Origin of the sequence: Corynebacterium afermentans subsp. lipophilum (assembly GCF_030408375.1) — a bacterium.
Classification (GTDB): domain Bacteria; phylum Actinomycetota; class Actinomycetes; order Mycobacteriales; family Mycobacteriaceae; genus Corynebacterium; species Corynebacterium lipophilum.
In genome coordinates, this window is sequence record NZ_CP046530.1 from 707,484 (window position 1) to 727,720 (window position 20,237).

The 20,237-nt window shown below is 66.3% G+C and carries 20 protein-coding genes; 15 read left to right on the forward strand and 5 right to left on the reverse strand.

What is annotated here, in order from left to right:
* Nucleotides 1-2 precede the first annotated feature (2 nt).
* Nucleotides 3-347 carry a cation transporter gene (locus tag CAFEL_RS03410; protein WP_194560434.1) on the forward strand — a complete coding sequence of 115 codons (345 nt, stop codon included), beginning with the start codon at nucleotides 3-5 and terminating at the stop codon, nucleotides 345-347.
* An 18-nt stretch (nucleotides 348-365) separates the two neighbouring features.
* Here the strand turns inward: CAFEL_RS03410 and CAFEL_RS03415 are convergent, their stop codons facing one another.
* Entirely contained in the window at nucleotides 366-989 is a 624-nt protein-coding gene (locus CAFEL_RS03415) for a DNA-3-methyladenine glycosylase I (RefSeq protein WP_194560433.1), read from the reverse strand.
* Nucleotides 990-1,041: 52 nt separating this feature from the next.
* Here CAFEL_RS03415 and CAFEL_RS03420 point away from each other — a divergent pair, with 52 nt between their 5' ends.
* Both CAFEL_RS03420 and CAFEL_RS03425 read left to right on the forward strand, forming a co-directional pair.
* Nucleotides 1,042-1,449, forward strand: coding sequence for a DoxX family protein (locus CAFEL_RS03420; RefSeq protein ID WP_194560432.1), 408 nt, complete (start codon nucleotides 1,042-1,044; stop codon nucleotides 1,447-1,449).
* On the forward strand, nucleotides 1,442-2,071 hold the full coding sequence (locus CAFEL_RS03425; protein WP_194560431.1) for a zf-HC2 domain-containing protein: 630 nt from the start codon (nucleotides 1,442-1,444) through the stop codon (nucleotides 2,069-2,071). The genes CAFEL_RS03420 and CAFEL_RS03425 overlap by 8 nt, the downstream gene beginning before the upstream one ends.
* On the opposite strand, the gene pmt is transcribed toward CAFEL_RS03425, so the two are convergent.
* Nucleotides 2,072-3,718 carry a protein O-mannosyltransferase gene (gene pmt, locus CAFEL_RS03430; RefSeq protein ID WP_394354798.1) on the reverse strand — a complete coding sequence of 549 codons (1,647 nt, stop codon included), beginning with the start codon at nucleotides 3,716-3,718 and terminating at the stop codon, nucleotides 2,072-2,074.
* Between the two features lie 40 nt (nucleotides 3,719-3,758).
* Here pmt and rsmI point away from each other — a divergent pair, with 40 nt between their 5' ends.
* The 3 genes from rsmI to metG all read left to right on the forward strand — a co-directional run bounded on the left by rsmI (nucleotide 3,759) and on the right by metG (nucleotide 8,456).
* Entirely contained in the window at nucleotides 3,759-4,616 is an 858-nt protein-coding gene (gene rsmI, locus CAFEL_RS03435; protein ID WP_194560430.1) for a 16S rRNA (cytidine(1402)-2'-O)-methyltransferase, read from the forward strand.
* A gap of 105 nt (nucleotides 4,617-4,721) precedes the next feature.
* A complete protein-coding gene (locus tag CAFEL_RS03440) occupies nucleotides 4,722-6,527 on the forward strand; it encodes a BCCT family transporter (protein ID WP_194560429.1) in 1,806 nt (601 codons plus the stop codon).
* Nucleotides 6,528-6,611: 84 nt separating this feature from the next.
* The gene (metG, locus tag CAFEL_RS03445; RefSeq protein WP_228496385.1) at nucleotides 6,612-8,456 is read left to right on the forward strand and encodes a methionine--tRNA ligase; all 1,845 of its coding nucleotides are present in this window, start codon (nucleotides 6,612-6,614) and stop codon (nucleotides 8,454-8,456) included.
* Nucleotides 8,457-8,460: 4 nt separating this feature from the next.
* Here metG and CAFEL_RS03450 read toward each other — a convergent pair whose 3' ends face one another.
* Together CAFEL_RS03450 and CAFEL_RS03455 are read right to left on the reverse strand one after the other, a co-directional pair.
* The gene (locus tag CAFEL_RS03450; RefSeq protein ID WP_228496384.1) at nucleotides 8,461-9,276 is read right to left on the reverse strand and encodes an alpha/beta hydrolase; all 816 of its coding nucleotides are present in this window, start codon (nucleotides 9,274-9,276) and stop codon (nucleotides 8,461-8,463) included.
* An 80-nt stretch (nucleotides 9,277-9,356) separates the two neighbouring features.
* Entirely contained in the window at nucleotides 9,357-9,749 is a 393-nt protein-coding gene (locus tag CAFEL_RS03455) for a DUF3806 domain-containing protein (protein WP_194560427.1), read from the reverse strand.
* Between the two features lie 12 nt (nucleotides 9,750-9,761).
* On the opposite strand from CAFEL_RS03455, the gene CAFEL_RS03460 reads away from it, so the two are divergent.
* From CAFEL_RS03460 to CAFEL_RS03500, 9 genes are all read left to right on the forward strand, one after another.
* Entirely contained in the window at nucleotides 9,762-10,598 is an 837-nt protein-coding gene (locus CAFEL_RS03460; RefSeq protein ID WP_194560426.1) for a TatD family hydrolase, read from the forward strand.
* Nucleotides 10,599-10,698: 100 nt separating this feature from the next.
* A complete protein-coding gene (locus CAFEL_RS03465) occupies nucleotides 10,699-11,838 on the forward strand; it encodes a resuscitation-promoting factor (protein WP_194560425.1) in 1,140 nt (379 codons plus the stop codon).
* Entirely contained in the window at nucleotides 11,839-12,693 is an 855-nt protein-coding gene (gene rsmA / locus CAFEL_RS03470; RefSeq protein ID WP_194560424.1) for a 16S rRNA (adenine(1518)-N(6)/adenine(1519)-N(6))-dimethyltransferase RsmA, read from the forward strand.
* The gene (locus CAFEL_RS03475; RefSeq protein ID WP_194560423.1) at nucleotides 12,683-13,630 is read left to right on the forward strand and encodes a 4-(cytidine 5'-diphospho)-2-C-methyl-D-erythritol kinase; all 948 of its coding nucleotides are present in this window, start codon (nucleotides 12,683-12,685) and stop codon (nucleotides 13,628-13,630) included. The genes rsmA and CAFEL_RS03475 overlap by 11 nt, the downstream gene beginning before the upstream one ends.
* A 45-nt stretch (nucleotides 13,631-13,675) precedes the next feature.
* The gene (locus CAFEL_RS03480; RefSeq protein WP_194560422.1) at nucleotides 13,676-15,466 is read left to right on the forward strand and encodes an ABC-F family ATP-binding cassette domain-containing protein; all 1,791 of its coding nucleotides are present in this window, start codon (nucleotides 13,676-13,678) and stop codon (nucleotides 15,464-15,466) included.
* Between the two features lie 10 nt (nucleotides 15,467-15,476).
* Complete coding sequence (locus tag CAFEL_RS03485) at nucleotides 15,477-15,800, forward strand: putative quinol monooxygenase (RefSeq protein WP_034999517.1); 324 nt, start codon at nucleotides 15,477-15,479, stop codon at nucleotides 15,798-15,800.
* Between the two features lie 183 nt (nucleotides 15,801-15,983).
* Nucleotides 15,984-17,153, forward strand: a complete 1,170-nt coding sequence (locus tag CAFEL_RS03490) for an NRAMP family divalent metal transporter (RefSeq protein WP_194560510.1) — start codon at nucleotides 15,984-15,986, stop codon at nucleotides 17,151-17,153.
* Nucleotides 17,154-17,162: 9 nt separating this feature from the next.
* Nucleotides 17,163-17,942: a putative hydro-lyase gene (locus tag CAFEL_RS03495; protein WP_194560421.1), complete on the forward strand. Its 780-nt coding sequence runs from the start codon at nucleotides 17,163-17,165 to the stop codon at nucleotides 17,940-17,942.
* 102 nt (nucleotides 17,943-18,044) lie between these two features.
* The gene (locus CAFEL_RS03500) at nucleotides 18,045-19,106 is read left to right on the forward strand and encodes an HNH endonuclease signature motif containing protein (protein WP_194560420.1); all 1,062 of its coding nucleotides are present in this window, start codon (nucleotides 18,045-18,047) and stop codon (nucleotides 19,104-19,106) included.
* Here the strand turns inward: CAFEL_RS03500 and CAFEL_RS03505 are convergent.
* Nucleotides 19,103-20,188 carry a zinc-dependent alcohol dehydrogenase family protein gene (locus CAFEL_RS03505; protein ID WP_194560419.1) on the reverse strand — a complete coding sequence of 362 codons (1,086 nt, stop codon included), beginning with the start codon at nucleotides 20,186-20,188 and terminating at the stop codon, nucleotides 19,103-19,105. The two genes, CAFEL_RS03500 and CAFEL_RS03505, sit on opposite strands and share 4 nt — an antisense overlap.
* Nucleotides 20,189-20,237 lie beyond the last annotated feature (49 nt).

Sequence of the window (20,237 nt, forward strand, 5' to 3'; positions counted from 1 at the left end):
AAGTGGAAGATTCGTTGGGCGCGCAGAAGATCCGTCGCGCGGTCTTGATTGTGGCGCTGTTGAACCTGGCGTACTTTTTCGTGGAGTTCGCCGGTGCGGTGGCCATCGGGTCGGCGTCCCTGTTCGCGGACTCCGCCGACTTTCTCGAGGACACCGCGATCAACCTGCTGGTGTTCTTCGCCGTGGCGTGGCCGGCCGCGCGCCGCCGCACCGCCGGTAGCGTGCTCGCAGCGCTGATCCTCATCCCGGCGGTGGCTGCGATTGCCGCCGCCAAGGAAGTGTGGGAGGCCTCCCGCGAGGAGCACGACTCTGTCGAGGACGCCTTCGCGGACATGGACGACGATTAAACGCCATCCAGACACCGCTTAAGCCCACACCCCGGACGCACCGCGGCGCCAGGTGCCCACCAGGTTGGTGTCGATGATGCCGGTGGATTCCATCAGCGCGTACATGGTCACCGGCCCCACGAAGGTGAAGCCGCGCTTTTTCAAGTCCTTCGCCAGTTGCTCGGATTCGGCCGAGCGCGTCGGCACCTCCGCCATCGTGCGCGGCACCGGCGTGTGTTCCGGCTGGTAGGACCACACGAACTCGCCCAGGTGTGTGCCCTGTTCCCGCAGGTCTAGCGTGGCCTGGGCGTTTTTCACTGCAGCTTCGAGTTTGCGCCGGTTGCGGATCAAGGAAGCGTCGTCAAGCAGATGCTCGATGCTCATACCCGCGACCTCCTCCGGGTCGAAACCGTGGAACGCCGCGCGCAGCGCATCGCGCTTTTGCAGGATCAGCCGCCAGGACAACCCCACCTGGAAGCCTTCGAGGCAGACGCGCTCGAACATGCCTTGCTCGTCGGTGACGGGCATGCCCCATTCGGTGTCGTAGTACTCGCGCAAAAGCGGGTCGGCGGCGGCCCACGGCGGGCGGGCTCGCCCGTCGTCGCCGATGACGGGCCAGCCGGATTCGGGATCGGTCTCTGGTGTGCGATGAAGATCAGTCATATGTATTGGACTCAGTTCTACCCCGTTTGGTTCCACGGGTACGCTAATCGGCATGAATAGGCCCGCCGTCCGCGACTTCGCGCTGCTTGTACTCCGGCTCGTGCTGGGCGCGGTGTTTGTGGCGCACGGCTACAACCACTGGTTCGAGATGGGCATGGCCGAAACCGGCCGCCAGTTCGCGACACTCGGGGTGCCGCAGCCACAGCTGTCCGCCTACCTCACCGGCACCGTCGAGCTCATCGGCGGCGCGTTTTTGGCAGTGGGGCTCTTAACGACGATCACCGCGTCGCTCCTTGCCCTCCTTGTTTTAGCCGCCGGATACTTCGTGCACCTGGACAACGGCTTTTTCATCGAGGCTGGGGGAGTGGAGTACGTGCTCGTGCTCGCCGCCGCGCTGTTTATCATCACCGTCTTCGGCACCGGCCGTGCCAGCCTGGACGGGGTGCTCACGCGTGGTTAGCCACGAGGAGGTCCAGGCGGCGCTGTCAGCGCGCATCGACGGCGAGAAAGCAGAACTCGACGACGCCATCGTCGACGCCCACGTGTCCGGCTGCGCGGAATGCCGGGCGTTTTTGGACCGTAGCCTGGCCCTGTCCCAGTCACTCGGTGGGGACAGCGCAATGGCTCCGCCGCAGGACCTGTCTGCCGCGATCCTCGCGGGCGTGGACAACGAGTGGCGCCGCTTCGCCCGCCGCCGCGAACTCGGCATGGGCGTGGGGCGTGTGATGCTCGGCGTTATGGCCGTGGTGTGGGTGCTGTGGGCCGTGCGCCTTATCCTGTCCGGCGGGGAGGAGCCGGTTGTGGCGTCCGCGGCGTCCGTGCGCTTCGGCGTGGCGCTTGCGTTGGGCTTTACCGCCTGGCGCCCGCAGCAGATCCCGGGGGTTGTGCTCATCGTGGGCACGATGTTCACCTTCACCGTCGGCTTCGCCGTGCGCGACTTCGTGCTGGGTACCGGCGCGTTCGAGCCCGCCGGGGTTTTCATCCCGCTGCTGAGTTTGGTGGCCCTGGTGTGGACCTGGGTCGCGGACCGGGGCGGGGCGCTGCGCCGGGCGTGGCAGATGCTCGACGCCCGGCCGTACTAGCTACTTCCAGCTGGGCAGCCACATGATGGACTCGTACCAGGTGTCCGGGATCTTAAAGCCGTAGAGGATGGGCGACCAGTAGATGAAGCTGGCCACCACTAGTGCGATGTAGACCACGGCGGCGAGCTGGCCCCAGCGCATCTCAAAGCCTGCAACCTTGTTCACCCAGGGCCACGTCACAGCCCCGCCCTTCTTGGCCAGGTTGCCCAACGCCAAGGCCAGCAGCACCGCGGTGAACGGCACCATTGCGGCGGCGTAGAAGAAGTACATCTGGCGGTCGAAGGCCGCCAGCCACGGCAGGAAGCCGGCGGCGAACGCGATCACCGGCACGATGACGCGGAAGTCCTTGCGGGTCAGCCACACCCAGCACGCCCACAGCAGCACTGGCACGGTCAGCCACCAAATTGCGGGGGTGCCGAACATGTAGATCATCTCGCGGCACTTGCCGTCGCCGGATGCCATGGAGCACTCCAGGTCGGTGGCGGAGTAGTAGAGGATCGGTCGCGCCGAGACCAGCCAGGCCCACGGCTTGGAATCCCAGGGGTGGGAGTGGCCGGAGGACGACGTCAGCGAGGCGTGGAAGTTCAGCACCGAGAAGTGGTAGTAGAACCAACCGGCGATCGGCTCGGGCAGGTTAGCCAGCCAGGGCCAGTCAGAGCCGGCGATGGTGCCGTCGGTAAGCGAGTGGCGGTACACGGAGGTCTCAGAGGCGAACCAGGCGCGCCAGGACCACAGGTACAGCACGGCGGGGATGAGCACGATGGAGGCGAGCGCCGACGGGACGTCGCGAAGCAGGGTGCCCGAGACCGGCTTCTCCACGCCGTAGCGGCGGCGCAGGAACAGGTCCCAGAACGACGACAGCAGGCCGAAGAACATGATGTAGTACAGGCCGGACCACTTCACCGACAGGGTCAGACCAAGCAGCACGCCGGTGGCGAAGCGCCACCAGCGAAAGCCCATGCGCGGGCCGAACGGGCCCGCGTCCTCGAGCTTGCCGGCCAGCCACGCGTCGTGCCAGCGGTGGTGCACCTCGCGCATGTCGCCGGCTAAGGTCCACGCCGCCATCACCACGAACAGCACCTGGAAGACGTCGAGCATGCCGAATTTGGCGGAGACCAGCAGGACGCCGTCGAAAAGCGCGATGATGCCCGCGATGATCGCAATGTTGGTGGACTGGCTCACGCGCCGCGCGAGCAGGAACACGAACACGATCACAGCAGTGCCGAACAGGCCGGTCATGAGGCGCCAGCCGAGCGGGGAGTAGCCGAAGAGGATCTCGCCCAGCGCGAGCAGCTGCTTGCCCAGCGGCGGGTGCACAACCAGCCCGTAGCCGGGGTTGGACTCGATGCCGCCCAACACCGGGTTGAACCAGCTTTCCACCATGTCCCAGGCCTGCGGCACATAGTGCTTCTCGTCGAAGACGGGGGTGCCGGAGCTGGTCGGCTGCACCAGCCCGATAAAGCGGGTGAGCAGCGCCAGCACACCGATGACGGAGGCGGCGATGGTGTCGCGGCGCGTCCATGGCACAGTCACGGGTGCCTCGGGCGCAGGCTGGGCAGGCCGCAAGGAACGCGTCGTCTCTGGTGCTGTTGCGTCGGCACCGGATGGCGGTCCGGCGGGGTTCGGGGTGCTCGCGATAGTGGTCACGACGCAAGATATTAGCGCCTTGAGCGTAAGCTCCCGTGGTATGTCCGCCGAGCAAGACCAGACACAGAACCTCCCGGCCGGAGTTGTGCTCGCGGCCACCCCGCTTGGCAACGCGGCGGATGCGTCGCCGCGGCTGGCGCAGGCGCTCGCGGCCGCGGACGTGATCGCCGCAGAAGACACACGCCGCACGCGGGCGCTCGCCGCGGCGCTCGGCGTGGAAATCGCTGGACGAGTGGTGTCCAACTTCGACCACAACGAAGAATCGAGGGTGCGGGAGCTTCTCGACGCCGCACGAGCCGGCACCGTCGTCGTTGTCACCGACGCCGGCATGCCGCTGGTGTCCGACCCCGGCCACTCAATCGTCGCCGCCGCCCACGACGCCGGCGTCCCCGTCACCTGCATCCCGGGACCCTCCGCGGTCACCACGGCCCTGGCGCTTTCGGGGCTTAACGTGGCCCACTTCATCTTCGACGGCTTCGCGCCCCGGAAGACCGGCGCGCGCCGCGCGTGGTTGGAGACACTCGTGCACGAGCGCCGCGCTGTGTGCTGCTTCGAGTCGCCGCACCGCATCGAGCAGTTGCTTGCCGACGCCGCGGACGTCCTCGGCGCCGAACGCCGCGCCGCCGTGTGCCGCGAGCTGACGAAAACCTATGAGGAAGTCAAGCGCGGCACGCTGGGGGAGCTCGCCGAGTGGGCGGCCGGCGGAGTGCGAGGGGAGATCACGCTGGTGATCGAAGGCGGCACCGGGCAGCAGGCCGAACCCGAGGACTTAGTCGGTCTGGTGCTGGAGCTGGTCGACGGCGGCCAGCGCATGAAAGATGCGGCGAAACAGGTGGCGAAGCAGCATGGAGTGAAGGTCGGAGACCTCTACGATGCCGCGTTGGATGCGCGAAGCTGACGTCGATAAGCAAAAGTTCCCCGCGCGCGGGCTAGCACAATGGTGTGATCTGCGCTAGCCTGCTTGGGTTCTAGAAAAACCCTGAAAATTTGCGAGGAGAACTATATGTCTCAGCGTGATCTCCAAAGGGATCCCCACGATCCCGACGTGGAGCCGCGGAGTACGGACCCCATCAAAGCTGAACGATCTTCCGCAGTCGGCGAGATCGCCGCACTGCTGCGCGCAGACCGCGACGGCGCGCAACCCGATTACACAGACCCCGAGGAAAGCGTCGTTAGCGAAGCCGACGCAGAGGACGCCCCTATTAACTGGGGCATCGTCATCCCTCTGGCAGTGATCGTCGCGGCGGTCGTCGGCTGGGGCCTGGCTGCCCCCGACAACTTCTCTAACTTCGCGGACACCGCCTTCGGCTGGGTCATCGACAACCTCGGCTGGGCCTTCGTCCTCGGCGGCACCATCTTCGTCGCCTTCGTCATCGTCATCGCGGCGTCGAACTTCGGCACCATCCGCCTCGGTACCGCCGACGAGCGCCCAGAGTTCAAGACAACCTCGTGGATCGCCATGATGTTCGCCGCCGGCATGGGCATCGGCCTGATGTTCTACGGCGCGGCCGAGCCGCTGGCGATGTACAACGACGGCGTGCCGGGCCACGACGAGCACGAAGTCGGCACCGCGATGGCGCAGACCATGTTCCACTGGACGCTGCACCCGTGGGCCGTCTACGCCATCATCGGCCTGGCCATCGCGTACTCGACGTTCCGCCTCGGGCGCAAACAGCTGTTGTCCAGCGCGTTCATCCCGCTGATCGGCGAGAAGGCAGCCAATGGCTGGCTGGGCAAGCTCATCGACGCCTTCGCCGTGTTCGCCACCATCTTCGGCACCGCCTGCTCCCTGGGCCTGGGCGCGCTGCAGATCAGCTCCGGCCTGGAAGCCTCCGGTTTCGTGGACAACCCGTCCAACAAGCTGATCATCGGCATCGTGGCTGTGCTTACCCTGGCGTTTTTGCTGTCCGCAATGTCGGGCGTGTCCAAGGGCATCCAGTGGCTGTCCAACACAAACATGGTCGTCGCCGCAGTCCTGGCGATCTTCGTTTTCGTGTTCGGCCCGACCGTGGCGCAGCTGAACATGCTGCCGACCGCCGTGGGCAGCTACCTGCAGAACTTCTTCGAAATGGCAGCCCGCACCGCTGAGAGCTCCGACGGCCAGGCCGGCGAGTTCCTCTCCAGCTGGACCATCTTCTACTGGGCATGGTGGATCTCCTGGTCCCCGTTCGTGGGCACCTTCCTGGCGCGCATTTCCCGCGGCCGCACCGTGCGCGAGTTCTGCCTCGGCGTGATGCTGGTTCCGGCTGGCCTGTCCACCGTGTGGTTCGCCATCTTCGGCGGCACCGCTATCAAGATGGAGCAGGCTGGCGAGTCCATCGTCGGCGGCGGCTCCAACGAAGAGCAGCTGTTCAACCTGCTGCACTCGATGCCGGGAGGCTACGTCATGGGCGTGTTCGCCCTGATCCTTCTGGGCACCTTCTTCATCACCTCGGCGGACTCCGCGTCCACCGTGATGGCGTCTATGACCCAGTCCGGTAAGACCGAGCCGAAGCCGTGGCTCGCCGCAATGTGGGGCCTGGCTACCGCATTCGTCGGCCTGACGCTTCTGATCTCCGGTGGCTCGGACGCGCTGAACTCGCTGCAGTCCGTGACCATCGTGGCCGCAACGCCGTTCTTGATCATCCTGATCGTGCTGATGTTCGCGATTGTCAAGGACATGTCCAACGACACGATCTACCTGGACAAGAAGGAGCAGGAGCGCTTCGCCCGCCAGCTGGCCATCGAGCGCCGCATGCACCGCGACCAGCAGCAGCTGGAAGCCCGCAAGGCGCAGGTCAAGGAGATACTCAAACCGCGTTCCCGCTAGGAGCGTTTGCTTGACGACGTTCTAAAGTTGCGCCCCGCTTAAGCAGTGCAGTGCTTAAGCGGGGCATAACTTATGCTGAGAGCCATGACTTCTTCCGAGACCAACAACAACGTTCTTGTGTGCGTTGCGTGGCCGTACGCCAACGGCCCGCGCCATATCGGCCACGTCGCAGGCTTCGGCGTGCCCTCCGATGTCTTCGCCCGCTACCAGCGAATGTCCGGCAAGAACGTGCTCATGGTCTCCGGCACCGACGAGCACGGCACACCACTTTTGGTGCAGGCCGATAAGGAAGGCGTGACCGTCAAGGAGCTGGCGGACCGCTACAACAAGCAGATCGTGGAGGACCTGGCGGGCCTGGGCCTGTCCTACGACCTGTTCACCCGCACCACCACCCGCAACCACTACGCGGTGGTGCAGGAGCTGTTCCGGGGGCTGAACGAAAACGGCTACATGATCCGGGAGACCACGCAGGGCGCGATTTCCCCGTCGACAGGCCGCACGCTTCCGGACCGCTACATCGAGGGCACCTGCCCGATCTGCGGCGCCACCGACGCCCGCGGCGACCAGTGCGACACCTGCGGCAACCAGCTCGACCCGGCGGATCTGATCAACCCGGTGTCCAAGATCAACGGCGAGACGCCCGAGTTCATTGAGACCGAGCACTTCATGCTCGACCTGCCCGCGCTGCACGACGCGCTGGAGCAGTGGCTGACCACCCGCGAGGACTGGCGCCCGAATGTGCTGAAGTTCTCCCTGAACCTGCTGGAAGACATGCGCCCGCGCGCCATGACCCGCGACATTGACTGGGGCATCCCGATCCCGGTGGAAGACTGGCAGGACAACCCGTCGAAGAAGCTCTACGTCTGGTTCGACGCGGTGGTGGGCTACCTGTCTGCATCGATTGAGTGGGCGCACCGCTCCGGCAACCCGGAGGCGTGGAAAGACTTCTGGCAGGACCCGGCCACCGAGGGCTACTACTTCATGGGCAAGGACAACATCACCTTCCACTCCCAGATCTGGCCGGCGGAGCTGCTCGGCTACGCGGGCAAGGGCGCGAAGGGCGGCACGGTCCACGAGCTCGGCGAGCTGAACCTGCCCACCGAGGTCGTCTCATCCGAGTTCCTCACCATGTCCGGCTCCAAGTTCTCCTCGTCCAAGGGCGTGGTCATCTACGTCAAGGACTTCCTGGCCGAGTTCGGCCCGGACCCGTTGCGTTACTTCATCGCCGTCGCCGGCCCGGAGAACACCGACACGGACTTCACCTGGGACGAGTTTGTCCGCCGCGTGAACAACGAGCTGGCTAATGGCTGGGGCAACCTGGTCAACCGCACCGTGTCCATGGCGCACAAGAACTTCGGCCAAGTCCCAGCGCCCGGCCCGCTCGAGGCATCCGACGAGCGCATCCTCGACCTCGCGGCCGAGACCTTCACCACCGCCGGCGAGGCCCTGGGCAAGGCCCACTTCAAGTCCGCGATCACGAAGATCATGCACGTCGTCGGCGAGGCCAACGCCTACATTGCGGAGCAGGAGCCGTGGAAGCTGACCAAGGACGACTCCCAGCGCGAGCGCCTGGCCACCGTGCTGTGGACCGCGCTGCAGGTCGTCTCCGACTGCAACGCAATGCTCACCCCGTTCTTGCCGCACACCGCGCAGAAGGTCCACGAGACCCTGGGCCGCACCGGCATCTGGGCCGCCGAGCCGCGCGTCGAGGAGGTCGTGGACGACGAGGAGTTCAACCTCGTCGGCGCAGGCTTGCCGGAGAAGGGCCAGACCTACCTGACCATCACTGGCGACTACTCCCAGCAGCAGGCCGAGTGGAAGCGCGTGGACGTCACCCCGGGCACGGAGCTGTCCAAGCCGCAGCCGCTAATTGCCAAGCTGGACCCGGAGCTGGGCGAGACCGGCCCGGAGTGGGCACCGGTGCAGTAGCACGTTAGAGCTGCTCGCCCAGCCAGCTGCGCGCCGAGGCGAGCATTTGCTTGACCACGGGGACGTCGAAGGCCCACAGCTCGATCGCGTGTGGCGCACCTTCGACGATTTCCAGTTGGGCGGGGACTCCGGCATCGCGCAGGCGTCGGGCGTAGTCGCAGATTTCCTCGTAAAACAGCTCGATGTCCCCGGTGGACAGCCACGCAGGGGGAAGGCCGGCGAGGTTTTGACGCCGGGCGGGCACCGCGTAATCCGGCACCGCTTCCAGCCCGGGCTCTTGGCCAAGGTACGACGTCCAGGCGAAGCGGGTCTGCGCGTTGTTGGCCACGGGCCGGTCGCGCGGGATATCGCGCCTTCGGTCGGCGGTGGGGCGGTCGTCCAACATGGGGCAGAAAAGCCACTGGGCGCGAGGAAGCGGGCCGCGCTCGTCGTACAGCCGCTGGCACACCGCGGCGGCGAGCCCGCCGCCCGCGCTTTCGCCGCCGATGGCGAACGGCTCCCCAAACTCGTGCGCGTGGGTGTGCATCCACGCCCACGTATCCATCGCCGCGTTCAAGCCCGCGGGAAACGGGTGGGCGGGCGAGAGCGGATAGCGCGGGGCCACCACGGTCACCCCCACCTCGGCGGCGGTGTTGGCGCACAGCGGCCCGTCCTGGCTCGGGTGGCCGATGATGTGGCCGCCGCCGTGCAGCCACAGCAGCGCGCCTTTCGGTTTTCGCGGCTTGAAGATGAGGGTGCGCCCGCGCCGGATGAGCTCCACGCCCTCGCGCCGGGGGATGGGGAAGAGCGTCTGCCCGTGCGTGGCAAGCCAGCGCGTCATGCGGAGCTCCACCGGTGGGTGAGGGATCAGCCGTGCGCGCCGGCGAAGCTCGGGGCGCACGAGCGGCATAATTGATTCCCTCACAAGAACTGCCCCAGGAACTTGGTCAGGGTCCCGGGTTCCTCGTCCTCGAAGCGCTGGTCCACAACAACGAGCGGGGCGGTGTATTTCTCGCCGGCTCCGCCGATGTCTTTGGCGACGACGAGGTCGGTGCCGTAGTCGTCGATAAGCAATTGCCACTGAAACCCCTCGCGCACGAGCGCCTGGCCGAGCGCGGTGCCGTACAGGCGCGCGGTGTCGCCGCGGGGGAACGCGCGGCGCACGTCCTGCGGGAGCGCGAGGTAGTCGGCGAGCTCGGCCTCGAAGGACTCTACGATGTCCGCGGGCGAGCCGTTGATGCCGCGGCCGGCGGCTTCGGCCAGGTCGGCCTCGATTTGAGTGGTGGTGGCTGAGTCGATGTCTTCAAATGCCATAGGGTGCATCGTATGAGCAAAAAGAAACCGCGTCCCACACCCGTGCCCGCCGAGCCGATTGCCGGCCTGATCGACGCGCACACCCACCTCGCGTCCTGCGGCGCGCGCACCAAGGATGAGGTGGACGCGTTCGTCGAACGCGCCCTGGCCGCCGGCGTTGAGCGCATCTGCACCGTCGGCGACGGCCTCGAGGAGGCGGAGCGTGCATTGGAAGCCGCCCACTTCAACGAGCGCGTGTTCGCGGCGTGCGCCATCCACCCGACGCGGGCGCACGAGCTTGACCGCGACGCTCGCGCCCGCCTGACCGAGATGGCCGCCGACGAGCGTTGCGTGGCGGTGGGCGAGACCGGCATCGACACGTACTGGCTGAAGCACGACGCGGAGGGCACCGCGCCGCTGGAGGTGCAGGAGGAGGCGTTTCGCTGGCACATCGACTTGGCCTGTGAGACGGGCAAGGCGCTGATGATCCACAACCGCGAGGGCGACGCCGACATGATGCGCATTCTCGATAGCGCGCCGCGGCCCGAGCACGTGATCTTGCACTGCTTCTCCTCGCCCCTGGATGTCGCCCGTGAGGCCATCGAGCGCGGCTATGTGCTCAGTTTCGCCGGCAACGTGACGTTCAAGCGCAACGAGGAGCTGCGCGAGGCGGCGGCGCTGGCGCCCGTGGGGCAACTGCTGGTGGAAACGGACGCGCCATACATGACGCCCGAGCCTTACCGCGGGGCGAGAAACGAGCCGGCGCTGATCGGGCATACGGCGAAGGTTGTGGCGCAAGCGCGCGGCATGGAAGTGGCCGATGTGGCGCGTGAGATTGCAGAGACGTTCTCGCGGGTCTACGGGGTGTGACCTGGCACGTCCGTCCTTGAAACCCCGCGGGCGTTACCGTATCGTTACCCGGGTTATTAGCTGAAGCCCCTTTCAGCTGAGCCGACCCGTGAGGAAACACATGTCCCGTCAGATCAAGCGGATCAACCCGAAGAGCACCGCCACCAAGCGCGCCGTCGCCGGCACCGTCGCCGGCGCAGTCCTGGTCGGCGGCGCGGGCACGGCACTTGCCACCCAGAAGCAAGTCACCGTCGACGTCAACGGCGAGGAAACCAACGTGCGCACCTACGCCTCGGACGTGGCGGGCGCGCTTTCTTCCGCCGGTGTCGATGTCGCACCGGAGGACCTGGTCTACCCGGCGCCGGGGGAGAAGCTGTCCAGCGGCGACACCGTCACCGTGCGCACCGCGAAGCCGGTCGCCGTGGTCATCGACGGTGTTGCGCAGGAGATAACGTCGACCGCCGGCACCGTCGGCGAGCTGATTGACCAGGCCGGCGTCGCCGGCCACTCCGCCGTGGACGTGGACCGCGACCAGCCGGTCACCCACGGCATGAACCTGGACGTGACCACCCCGAAGATCGTCGCGCTGCGCGACGGCGGGGATCTGACCTACGTCTCGGCAGCGGCGAAAACCGTCGGCGACCTGCTCTCCGCGCGCGGCGTCACCTTCGACACCGACGACCGCCTCAACGTCGCACTAACCGATGCCATCGTGCCCGGCATGGAAATCGTGCTCGACCGCGTGAGCACCGTGGACCGCCCGGAGACTGTCGTGGTTGAGGCCCCGGCGGAGTACGTCGACGACGACTCGCTCGATGAGGGCGAAGAGGAGGTCCGCGAGAAGGGCGAGCAGGGCGAGACCAAGGTCATCCACCGCACGGTCACCGTCAACGGCAAGGTCGAGTCCGAAGGCGTCGCTGAGGAGAAGGAAGTGAAGAAAGCCAAGCCGGCCCTGATCGCCCGCGGCACCAAACAAGCCGGCAACACCGGTGCGGCCGCGCCCGCGGTGGCCTCCGGCAGCGTCTGGGATTCGCTGGCGCAGTGCGAATCCGGCGGCAACTGGGCCATCAACACCGGCAACGGCTTCTCCGGCGGCCTGCAGTTCACCCCGTCTACCTGGGCGGGCCACGGCGGCACCGCGTATGCGCCGAGCGCGCACCTGGCCACCCGCGAGCAGCAGATAGCCATCGCCGAGCGCGTCCAGGCCTCCCAGGGCTGGGGCGCCTGGCCGGCCTGCACCGCCAGCCTGGGTATCCGCTAGATGGCGGAAGCGCAACTTCTAGGGCCCGCCGAGATCCGCGAGCTCGCCGCCGAGCTGGACGTCACCCCGACGAAGAAGCTGGGGCAGAACTTCCTGCACGACCCCAACACCGTGCGCCGCATCGTCGTGGCCGCGGAGCTTTCCCCCGACGACCACGTCGTGGAGGTCGGACCGGGCCTCGGCTCGCTCACCCTGGGCCTGATCGACACCGCCGCGAGCGTGACCGCGCTCGAGATCGACCCGCGCCTGGCCGGGCGCCTGCCCACCACCGTGGAGGCGTTCGCCCCGGATCATGCCGAGCGCCTCACCGTGATCAACACCGACGCGCTGAAGGTCGCCCGCGCAGACTTCGACGTCGCGCCGACCGCGCTGGTGGCGAATTTGCCCTACAACGTCTCGGTGCCGGTGCTGCTGCATTTGCTGGCGGAGTTGCCGTCGATACGCAGGGTGCTCGTGATGGTGCAAAAGGAAGTTGCCGACCGCCTTGCCGCCCAACCCGGCTCGAAGATTTACGGCGTGCCCAGCGTCAAGGCCGCGTTCTACGGCGACGTCTCGCGCGCCGGCACGATTGGCAAGCACGTGTTCTGGCCGGCGCCGAACATCGAGTCGGGGCTGGTGCGCATCGACGTGTCCGAAAGCGTGCCCCGCAACGTGCGCGACACCATCTTTCCGCTCGTGGACGCGGCATTCGCCCAACGCCGCAAGACGCTGCGCTCCACGCTGGCCGGCATCTACGGCTCGGCCGCGGCCGCCGAGGACGCGCTGCGCGCCGCCGGCATCGACCCGGGCCTGCGCGGCGAGAAGCTCACGGTCGCAGACTTTATCCGCTTGGGGGAGGCCCGCCATGGTGCGTGAGATCGTCGCCTCCGCGCCGGGCAAGGTCAACCTGCACCTCGGCGTCGGCGAGGCGCGCACGGACGGCTACCACGACCTGGTCAGCATCTTCCACGCGGTGGACCGGCGCGAGGTGGTGCGATTGCTTCTCGACGGCGCCCCCGTGGCCGGCCCGGCAGTCGAGTCCATGCACACCACGTTCTTCGTGGACCAGCCGGACGAGGACATCGACGGGCCAAACAACCTGGCCTGGCGCGCCGTCGAGGCCGTGGTGGCGCGCGCGGGTGTGGCGGTGCCGCACGTGCGCATCGAGGTGGACAAGCACGTCTTCGTCGCCGGCGGCATGGCGGGCGGCTCCGCCGACGCGGCCGCCGCGCTGGTAGCGGCCAACGCGCTCGTGGCGCAATTCGGCGAGCCGCTGCCGGACGAGGCGCTGCACGAGATCGCGGCGTCGCTCGGCGCGGACGTGCCCTTTTCGCTCATGGGCGGCACGGCGCTCGGCACAGGCCGCGGCGACAAGCTGGTCGAGATGCTCTCGCGGGGCCGGCTGCACTGGGTGTTCATCAACCCCAAGATCGGTATCAACACCGGCGGAGCGTTCTCGCTTCTCGACGACCTCCGGCACGGCAACCCCGCCCTCGTGCCGCATTTGGACGCCACAGACCTGTCCCAGGCGCTGACCTCCGGCGACGTGGCGCGCGTCGCCGCCGCGCTGCACAACGACCTGGAAGCGCCCGCGTTGTCGATGCGGCCGGTGCTCAAGCGCGTGCTCGGTGTAGCCGCAGACGCTGGCCGCCGTGCGGTCGTCTCCGGGTCGGGTCCCACCGTGGCTGTGCTCTGCGACGATGCCGGCGCCGCGCGGTTCGCCGCCGAGCACCTGGCGGAGCAGTTCGACGGCTACGAGGTCTTCGTCGCGGAAGGCCCCGACCATGGTGCGGTGGTGGAGAAGGTGGGTTAACCGGAGGCGTCGTTACGCTTGCGCCTGCGTAAGATTGCAAGCCATATGGCTAACCTGATCAACCTGGAAAACGTCTCCAAAACGTGGGGGCTGAAAACGCTTCTCGACGGGGTTTCGCTCGGCGTGCAGACCGGCGAGCGCATCGGCATCGTCGGCGTCAACGGCGGCGGCAAAACCACCCTGCTGGAAGTGCTCACCGGCATCGAGCCGCCGGACGCAGGGCGCGTCTCGCACACCTCGGATCTGCGCATGGCGGTGGTGACGCAGCGCTTTACGCTGGATAGTGCGCTCACGGTCGGCCAGGCCGTCGTCGAGCCGCTGGGCCTGCAGACCTTCGAATGGGCCTCCAGCGCCCGCGTGCGCGAGGTGCTCCAAGGCACTGGTGTGGCGGAGCTTGGCCTGGACACCCCGGTGGGCCAGCTCTCCGGCGGCGAGCGGCGCCGCGTCAACCTCGCCGCCGCGCTCGTGCAAGACCTGGACCTGGTGGTGCTGGACGAGCCGACCAACCACCTCGACGTCGAAGGCGTGCAATGGCTCGCCGACCACCTGCTCTCGCGCAAGGTCGCGGTCGTGGTGGTCACCCACGACCGCTGGTTCCTCGACACCGTGGCCACACTTACGTGGGAGGTGCACGACGGCACCGTCGATGTCTACGAGGGCGGCTACAACGACTGGACGTTCGCGCGCGCCGAGCGCGCCCGCCAGGCCGACGCCATCGAGCAGCGCCGCCAGAACCTCGCCCGCAAGGAGCTGGCGTGGCTGCGCCGCGGCGCGCCGGCGCGCACCTCCAAGCCGCGCTACCGCATCGAGGCCGCCGAAGCCCTGATCAAGGACGTCCCGCCCCCGCGCGACACCGTCGAACTCATGGCGTTTTCGAAACAGCGCCAAGGCCGCGTGGTCATCGAGCTCGAAGACGCGGGCATCGACGCCCCGGACGGCCGCACGCTGGTCGACCACCTCACATGGCGCCTCGCGCCGGGCGAGCGCATCGGCCTGGTCGGCGTGAACGGCTCCGGCAAAACCACCCTGCTGCGCACCCTGGCCGGCGAGTACCCGCTCGCAGCCGGCAAACGCATCGAGGGGCAGACCACCCGCATCGGCTGGCTGCGCCAAGAGCTCGACGACCTCGACCCGGAGCGCCGCGTCATCGACGCCGTCGAGGACGTCGCCACCTACATCTCCCTCGGCAAAAAGGAGCTGTCCGCCTCCCAGCTCGCCGAACGCCTCGGCTTCTCGCCGAAGCGCCAACGCACCCCCGTGCGCGACCTCTCCGGCGGCGAGCGCCGCCGCCTCCAACTCACCCGCGTGCTCATGAGCGAGCCGAACGTTTTGCTTCTCGACGAGCCCACGAACGACCTCGACATCGACACCCTCCAGGAGCTGGAAAACCTCCTCGACTCCTGGCCCGGCACCCTGGTGGTCATCTCCCACGACCGCTACCTGATCGAGCGCATCGCAGATAACACCTACGCGCTGTTCGGCGACGGCAAGCTGACCAACCTGCCCGGCGGCATCCAGCAATACCTGGACACCCGTGCCGACCAGTCCCGCACTGCCGGCGTGCTGGATCTGGGGGAGGGGAAACCGGAGGGCGTCGAGAAGCAAATGAGCTCCCAACAAGAGCGCGAACTGCACAAGAAGATGAAAGCGCTCGAGCGCAAAATCGCGAAGGAAAACGAGCGGGCGGAAGCCCTGGAGGCCGAGATCGCCGCGCTTTCCGAAGCTGGCGACTTCGACACCATCGGCGACAAAACCAAAGAGCTCAACGCCGTGAAGGACACCCGCGAGGAGCTTGAGATGGAATGGCTCGAACTCGGCGAACAGCTTGAAGGCTAGGGTGGGGCGCATGATTTTGATCAACGTACGATTCAAGCCCCTGCCCGAACACGTCGATAACTTCCGCGAACTGGTCAAGGACTTCACCGACGCCTCTCGCGCCGAAGAAGGCAACATCTTCTTCGACTGGTACCGCAACGAAGACAACCCCGACGAATACCTGCTCATCGAAGCATTCCAGGACGACGCCGCCGAAGCCCACGTCAACTCCGACCACTTCAAGGCCGCCCAGGAATTCTTCCCCACGATCCTGAAAGAGACCCCCACCATCATCAACACCCTCATCGAGGGCAAGACCGAGTGGGACCAGATGGCGGAGTTCAAAGTCTCCTAGGGGGAGCCCCAGTGGGGCGCAATGTTTCCTGGAGCGCATTCATGGCTTAATATCTCCCCCGTCACATTTTCCTAGAACGTGAAAGGGGTGTCCCCAGTGACCGCTCCAGATCCGACCCAGAGTGGGTCCACCGCGGCCGACGCGCCCGCGAAACCACCAGCCGCGGCGAGGGGGATCGGCCCCATGATCGGCGCCATCTTCCTCATGGCCACCTCGGCCATCGGACCCGGCTTCCTCACCCAAACATCCGTCTTCACCGTGAAAATGGGCGCAGCACTCGCCTTCGCGATCCTGCTGTCCATCATCATCGACATCGCCGTGCAACTCAACGTCTGGCGCATCCTCGGCGTATCCGGCCTGCGCGCCAGCGAACTCGCAAACAAGGTGGTGCCCGGCCTCGGCTGGGTGCTCGCGGTGCTCGTCGGCGTCGGCGGCTTCATCTTCAACATCGGCAACGTCGCCGGCACGGGCCTCGGCCTGCAGGCGCTCGCCGGCATTGAACCGCGCATCGGCGGCGCCATCTCCGCCGTCATCGCCCTGGTGGTGTTCCTGTCAAAGCGCGCCGGCGCCGCACTCGACGTCATCGTCGGCATCCTCGGCGCGATGATGATCCTGCTCATGCTGTATGTCGCCATCTCCTCGAACCCGCCGGTGGCGGAGGCCATGCGGCAGACGGTCGCGCCCGAAGCGATCGACTTCAACGTCATCACCATCCTCATCGGCGGAACCGTCGGCGGTTACATCGTGTTCGCTGGCGTGCACCGCCTCATCGACGCAGGCCACACCGGGCCGGAGAACATCGATTACCTCACCCGGTCCTCGGTCACCGGCATCATCGTCACCGGCATTATGCGCGTGCTGCTGTTCCTCGCGGTGCTCGGCGTGGTGGCCACCGGTGTCACGTTGTCCAAGGACAACACCGCCGCGGACGTGTTCTACCAGGCCGCCGGCGAGTTCGGCCGCCGCGCGTTCGGCCTCGTGCTGTGGGCCGCTGGCCTGTCCTCGGTGATCGGCGCGTCGTTTACCTCCGTGTCGTTTATGACCAAGCAGGGCTTCGACCCGAAGAAGCGCACGATGTTCACCGTCGCGTTCATTGTCGCCTCCGCCGCGATCTTCCTCGCGCTTGGCGGCACCCCGCCGCAGAAAGTGCTGCTGTTCGCCGGCGCGTTCAACGGCTTGATCCTCCCGATCGGTTTCGCGGTGGTGCTCTTCGCCGGCATCTTCCGCCGGGACCTGTTGCATGGCTACAAGCCGCCGGTGTGGATGCTCACGATCGGTGTGCTCGTGCTGGGGCTCACGCTGTACATGGGTTGGAGCTCCATTAGCAAGCTCCCGGAGATTATCTCGATGTAGCGTTGAGGCATGTACGCCTCCTACACCCCAGCGCAGGCCCGCGCGTTGTTCCGCACCACCGATGTGGCGACAACGGCGGGCTTTTCCGCTGGCTACGCCCAAGCCAACCTGATCGCGCTGGATCGGAAGTACGCGTTCGATTTCTTGTTGTTCGCGCAGCGCAACCCGAAGCCGTGCCCGCTGCTCGGCGTGTTGGAACCGGGGCAGGTGTCGTCGCCGCTGCTCGCGGGTGGCGATATCCGCACCGACATCCCGTCCTACCGGGTGTTCTCGCACGGCTCGCTTATCGACGAACCAACGGATGCCACCGCCTACTGGACCGAGAACACCGTCGCGTTTGTCATCGGATGCTCCTTCACCTTCGAACAGGCATTGCTGGACAACAATGTGCCGGTCGCCCATATCGAGCAGGGGGTGAACGTGCCGATGTTTATGACCAACATCGACTGTGAACCGGCGGGGGTGTTCAGCGGGAAGATGGTGGTGTCGATGCGGCCCATTCCGGCGAACTTGGTGGCGGACGCGGTGCGCATCACTTCGCGCTACCCGGCGGTGCACGGCGCGCCGGTGCACGTGGGGGAGCCGGGGTTAATCGGCATCGACGATCTGGCCGCCCCCGATTTCGGCGAGGCGGTGGACATTCCGGCCGGGTGGGTGCCGGTGTTCTGGGCGTGCGGGGTGACGCCGCAGTCGATCGTGATGCATTCGAAACCGGAGCTGGCGATCTGCCATTCGCCGGGCAAGATGCTCATCACCGATGTGCGGGACGTGGCGTACCAGGTTCCCTAAAGGTCCCGGCTGTGGACAACTTTGGTACTGGTGTGGCGAGTTATCCACAGATTCTGGCTGTGGGGGTTGTGTGGGGTTGCGTTGGGTTTAGGTTCTGTGGACATGAACCCGTTCGACGCATTCATCCAGGCGATGGCCGCAGCATCCATGGAGACGCTGCGGCACTTCGACCTGCCGGTTGCGCTTTCGGCTGGCATGGCGCCGGATCGGGCCCGTGCGTGGGATCAGATGCAGGACGTCTACTACGGGAAAACGAAATACACCCGCAAACAATCGGAAGCCGCGCAGAAAGCCCGCGGGTTCTCCCTCGACGAGCTCGCGCTGATTGAACGGCGCATCAGCGGCGTGAAGGACGCCGGTGAGCGGTGGCGGCTGCGGCTGGAACTGCTGGATGTCACCGGCGGGTACCGCGCGATTGAACGTGCCGCACGCGACATCGTGCCCCGCGAGGACAACGCCCCGACAAAGAAGCAGGTGGCGTTCTCGGCGCCGAAGAACGGGCGGGCGCGCATCACCATCGACACCACCGACCGCAAAGCAGCCGACTTAGAGCACCGCCTGCGCCAAGACATCGATGCCACGCTGCCGGCGGCGGCGCAGATGGAGGAGGCGTTCTGGCGCATCGTCGAAGGCAAAACCGGCGGGGTGGTCGCTGCCGCGCCACGGCCGATCGTGATGGTGCCGATCACGGAGCACGCACGCATCATGGCGGGAGACGGCGACGACATCATCCTGACGCTGACTGACGGCACCATCATGACGGGTGCGGAGTACCTCCAGCAAGAGTTCGGCGAAGCCTTGGAGGTTGCCGCCTTCCACCCGGAGGAAGGGGCGGTGAACCTCTACGACACCGAACGCTTCGCCAACCAGAAACAACGCGATCTTGCCTGCATGGTCTCACCCGTGTGCGCCTTCCCGGGCTGCCGCCACGGCGCGTATGCTTCCGAGATCCACCACGTGGATGCGTGGAAACACGGCGGGCTGACCAACATGGACAACCTGGCGCCGCTGTGCCGCTACCACAACCGGATCAACGACGATGACCCCTGGCGCAACAAACGCGGCCGCATCGCCATGATCAGAGGCGCACCCTGGTGGGTTTCACCACGCGGATACCACCTGAGAAACACCGACCGCGGAGCACTCGACCAACTCTTCGGCTAGGCGTTGTCGATGATCACCTTCATCGCCTGGTGCTCGTCGGCATGCCAGAACGTCTCCCATGCCTCGCCGAGTTGGTCCCACGTGAAGTGGTGTGTTGCCAACGACTTGATGGGCAGGTCCGAGTTCTGGACTGCCTTAAGCAGCATGCCTGTTGTATTGGCGTTGACGAGGCCGGTGGTCACGGTGAGGTTTTTAATCCACATTTCCTGCAGCGGAAACTCCACCGGTTTTCCGTGTACGCCGACCACGGCGATATTTCCGCCTTCCTTGACGTTATCGGTGCATGTTTTCCATGTCGCAGGCAGGCCGACTGCTTCGATGGCGGTGTCGACGCCCCGCCCTTCGGTGATCTCCGCAATCCGCGTATTGACATCATCGCTTGCGGGGTTGAGGGTGTGGGTTGCGCCCATTTCGCGGGCTTTGGCGAGGCGGTTGTCGTCCATATCCACAACCGTGATGGTGGCGGGGGAGTAGAACTGGGATGTGAGCAGCACACCCATGCCGACTGGGCCTGCGCCGACGATCATGATGTCGCTGCCCGGGGTGACGTTGCCGTATTGGACACCGATTTCGTGCCCGGTGGGCAGGGCGTCGGAGAGGAACACTGCGATTTCTTTGTCCAGCGTGTCCGGCAGGTGGTAGAGGGAGGTGTCGGCGAACGGGGTGCGCACGTACTCGGCGAGTGTGCCGTCGATCATGTAGCCCAGAATCCAGGATCCGCCGTTTTGGCAGTGGCTGTAAAGCTGCTTTTGGCAGTTTTCGCATGCGCCGCATCGGGAAACGCACGAGACGAGTACTTTGTCGCCGGGTTTGAAGCTTTGTACTGCGTCGCCGACGGCTTCGACGGTGCCGATGCCTTCGTGGCCGAGGATGCGCCCGTTCCAATCGCCGGAGCTCTCGCGTTCGCGCTCCTCAATTTCGGGGTTTTTGCCGTGGAAGATTCCGAGGTCGGTGCCGCAGATGGTGGTGGTGTCGATGCGGATGATCGCATCGGTGGGCTCCAAGATGGTCGGCACAGGGCGCGTGTCGACGCGCACGTCGCCCTCGCCGTAGTAGGTGAGTGCCTGCATTGTCTCAGCCATGATGGGGGTCCTTTCGCTGGTGTGGCTTCAGACACCCTCATCGTATGGC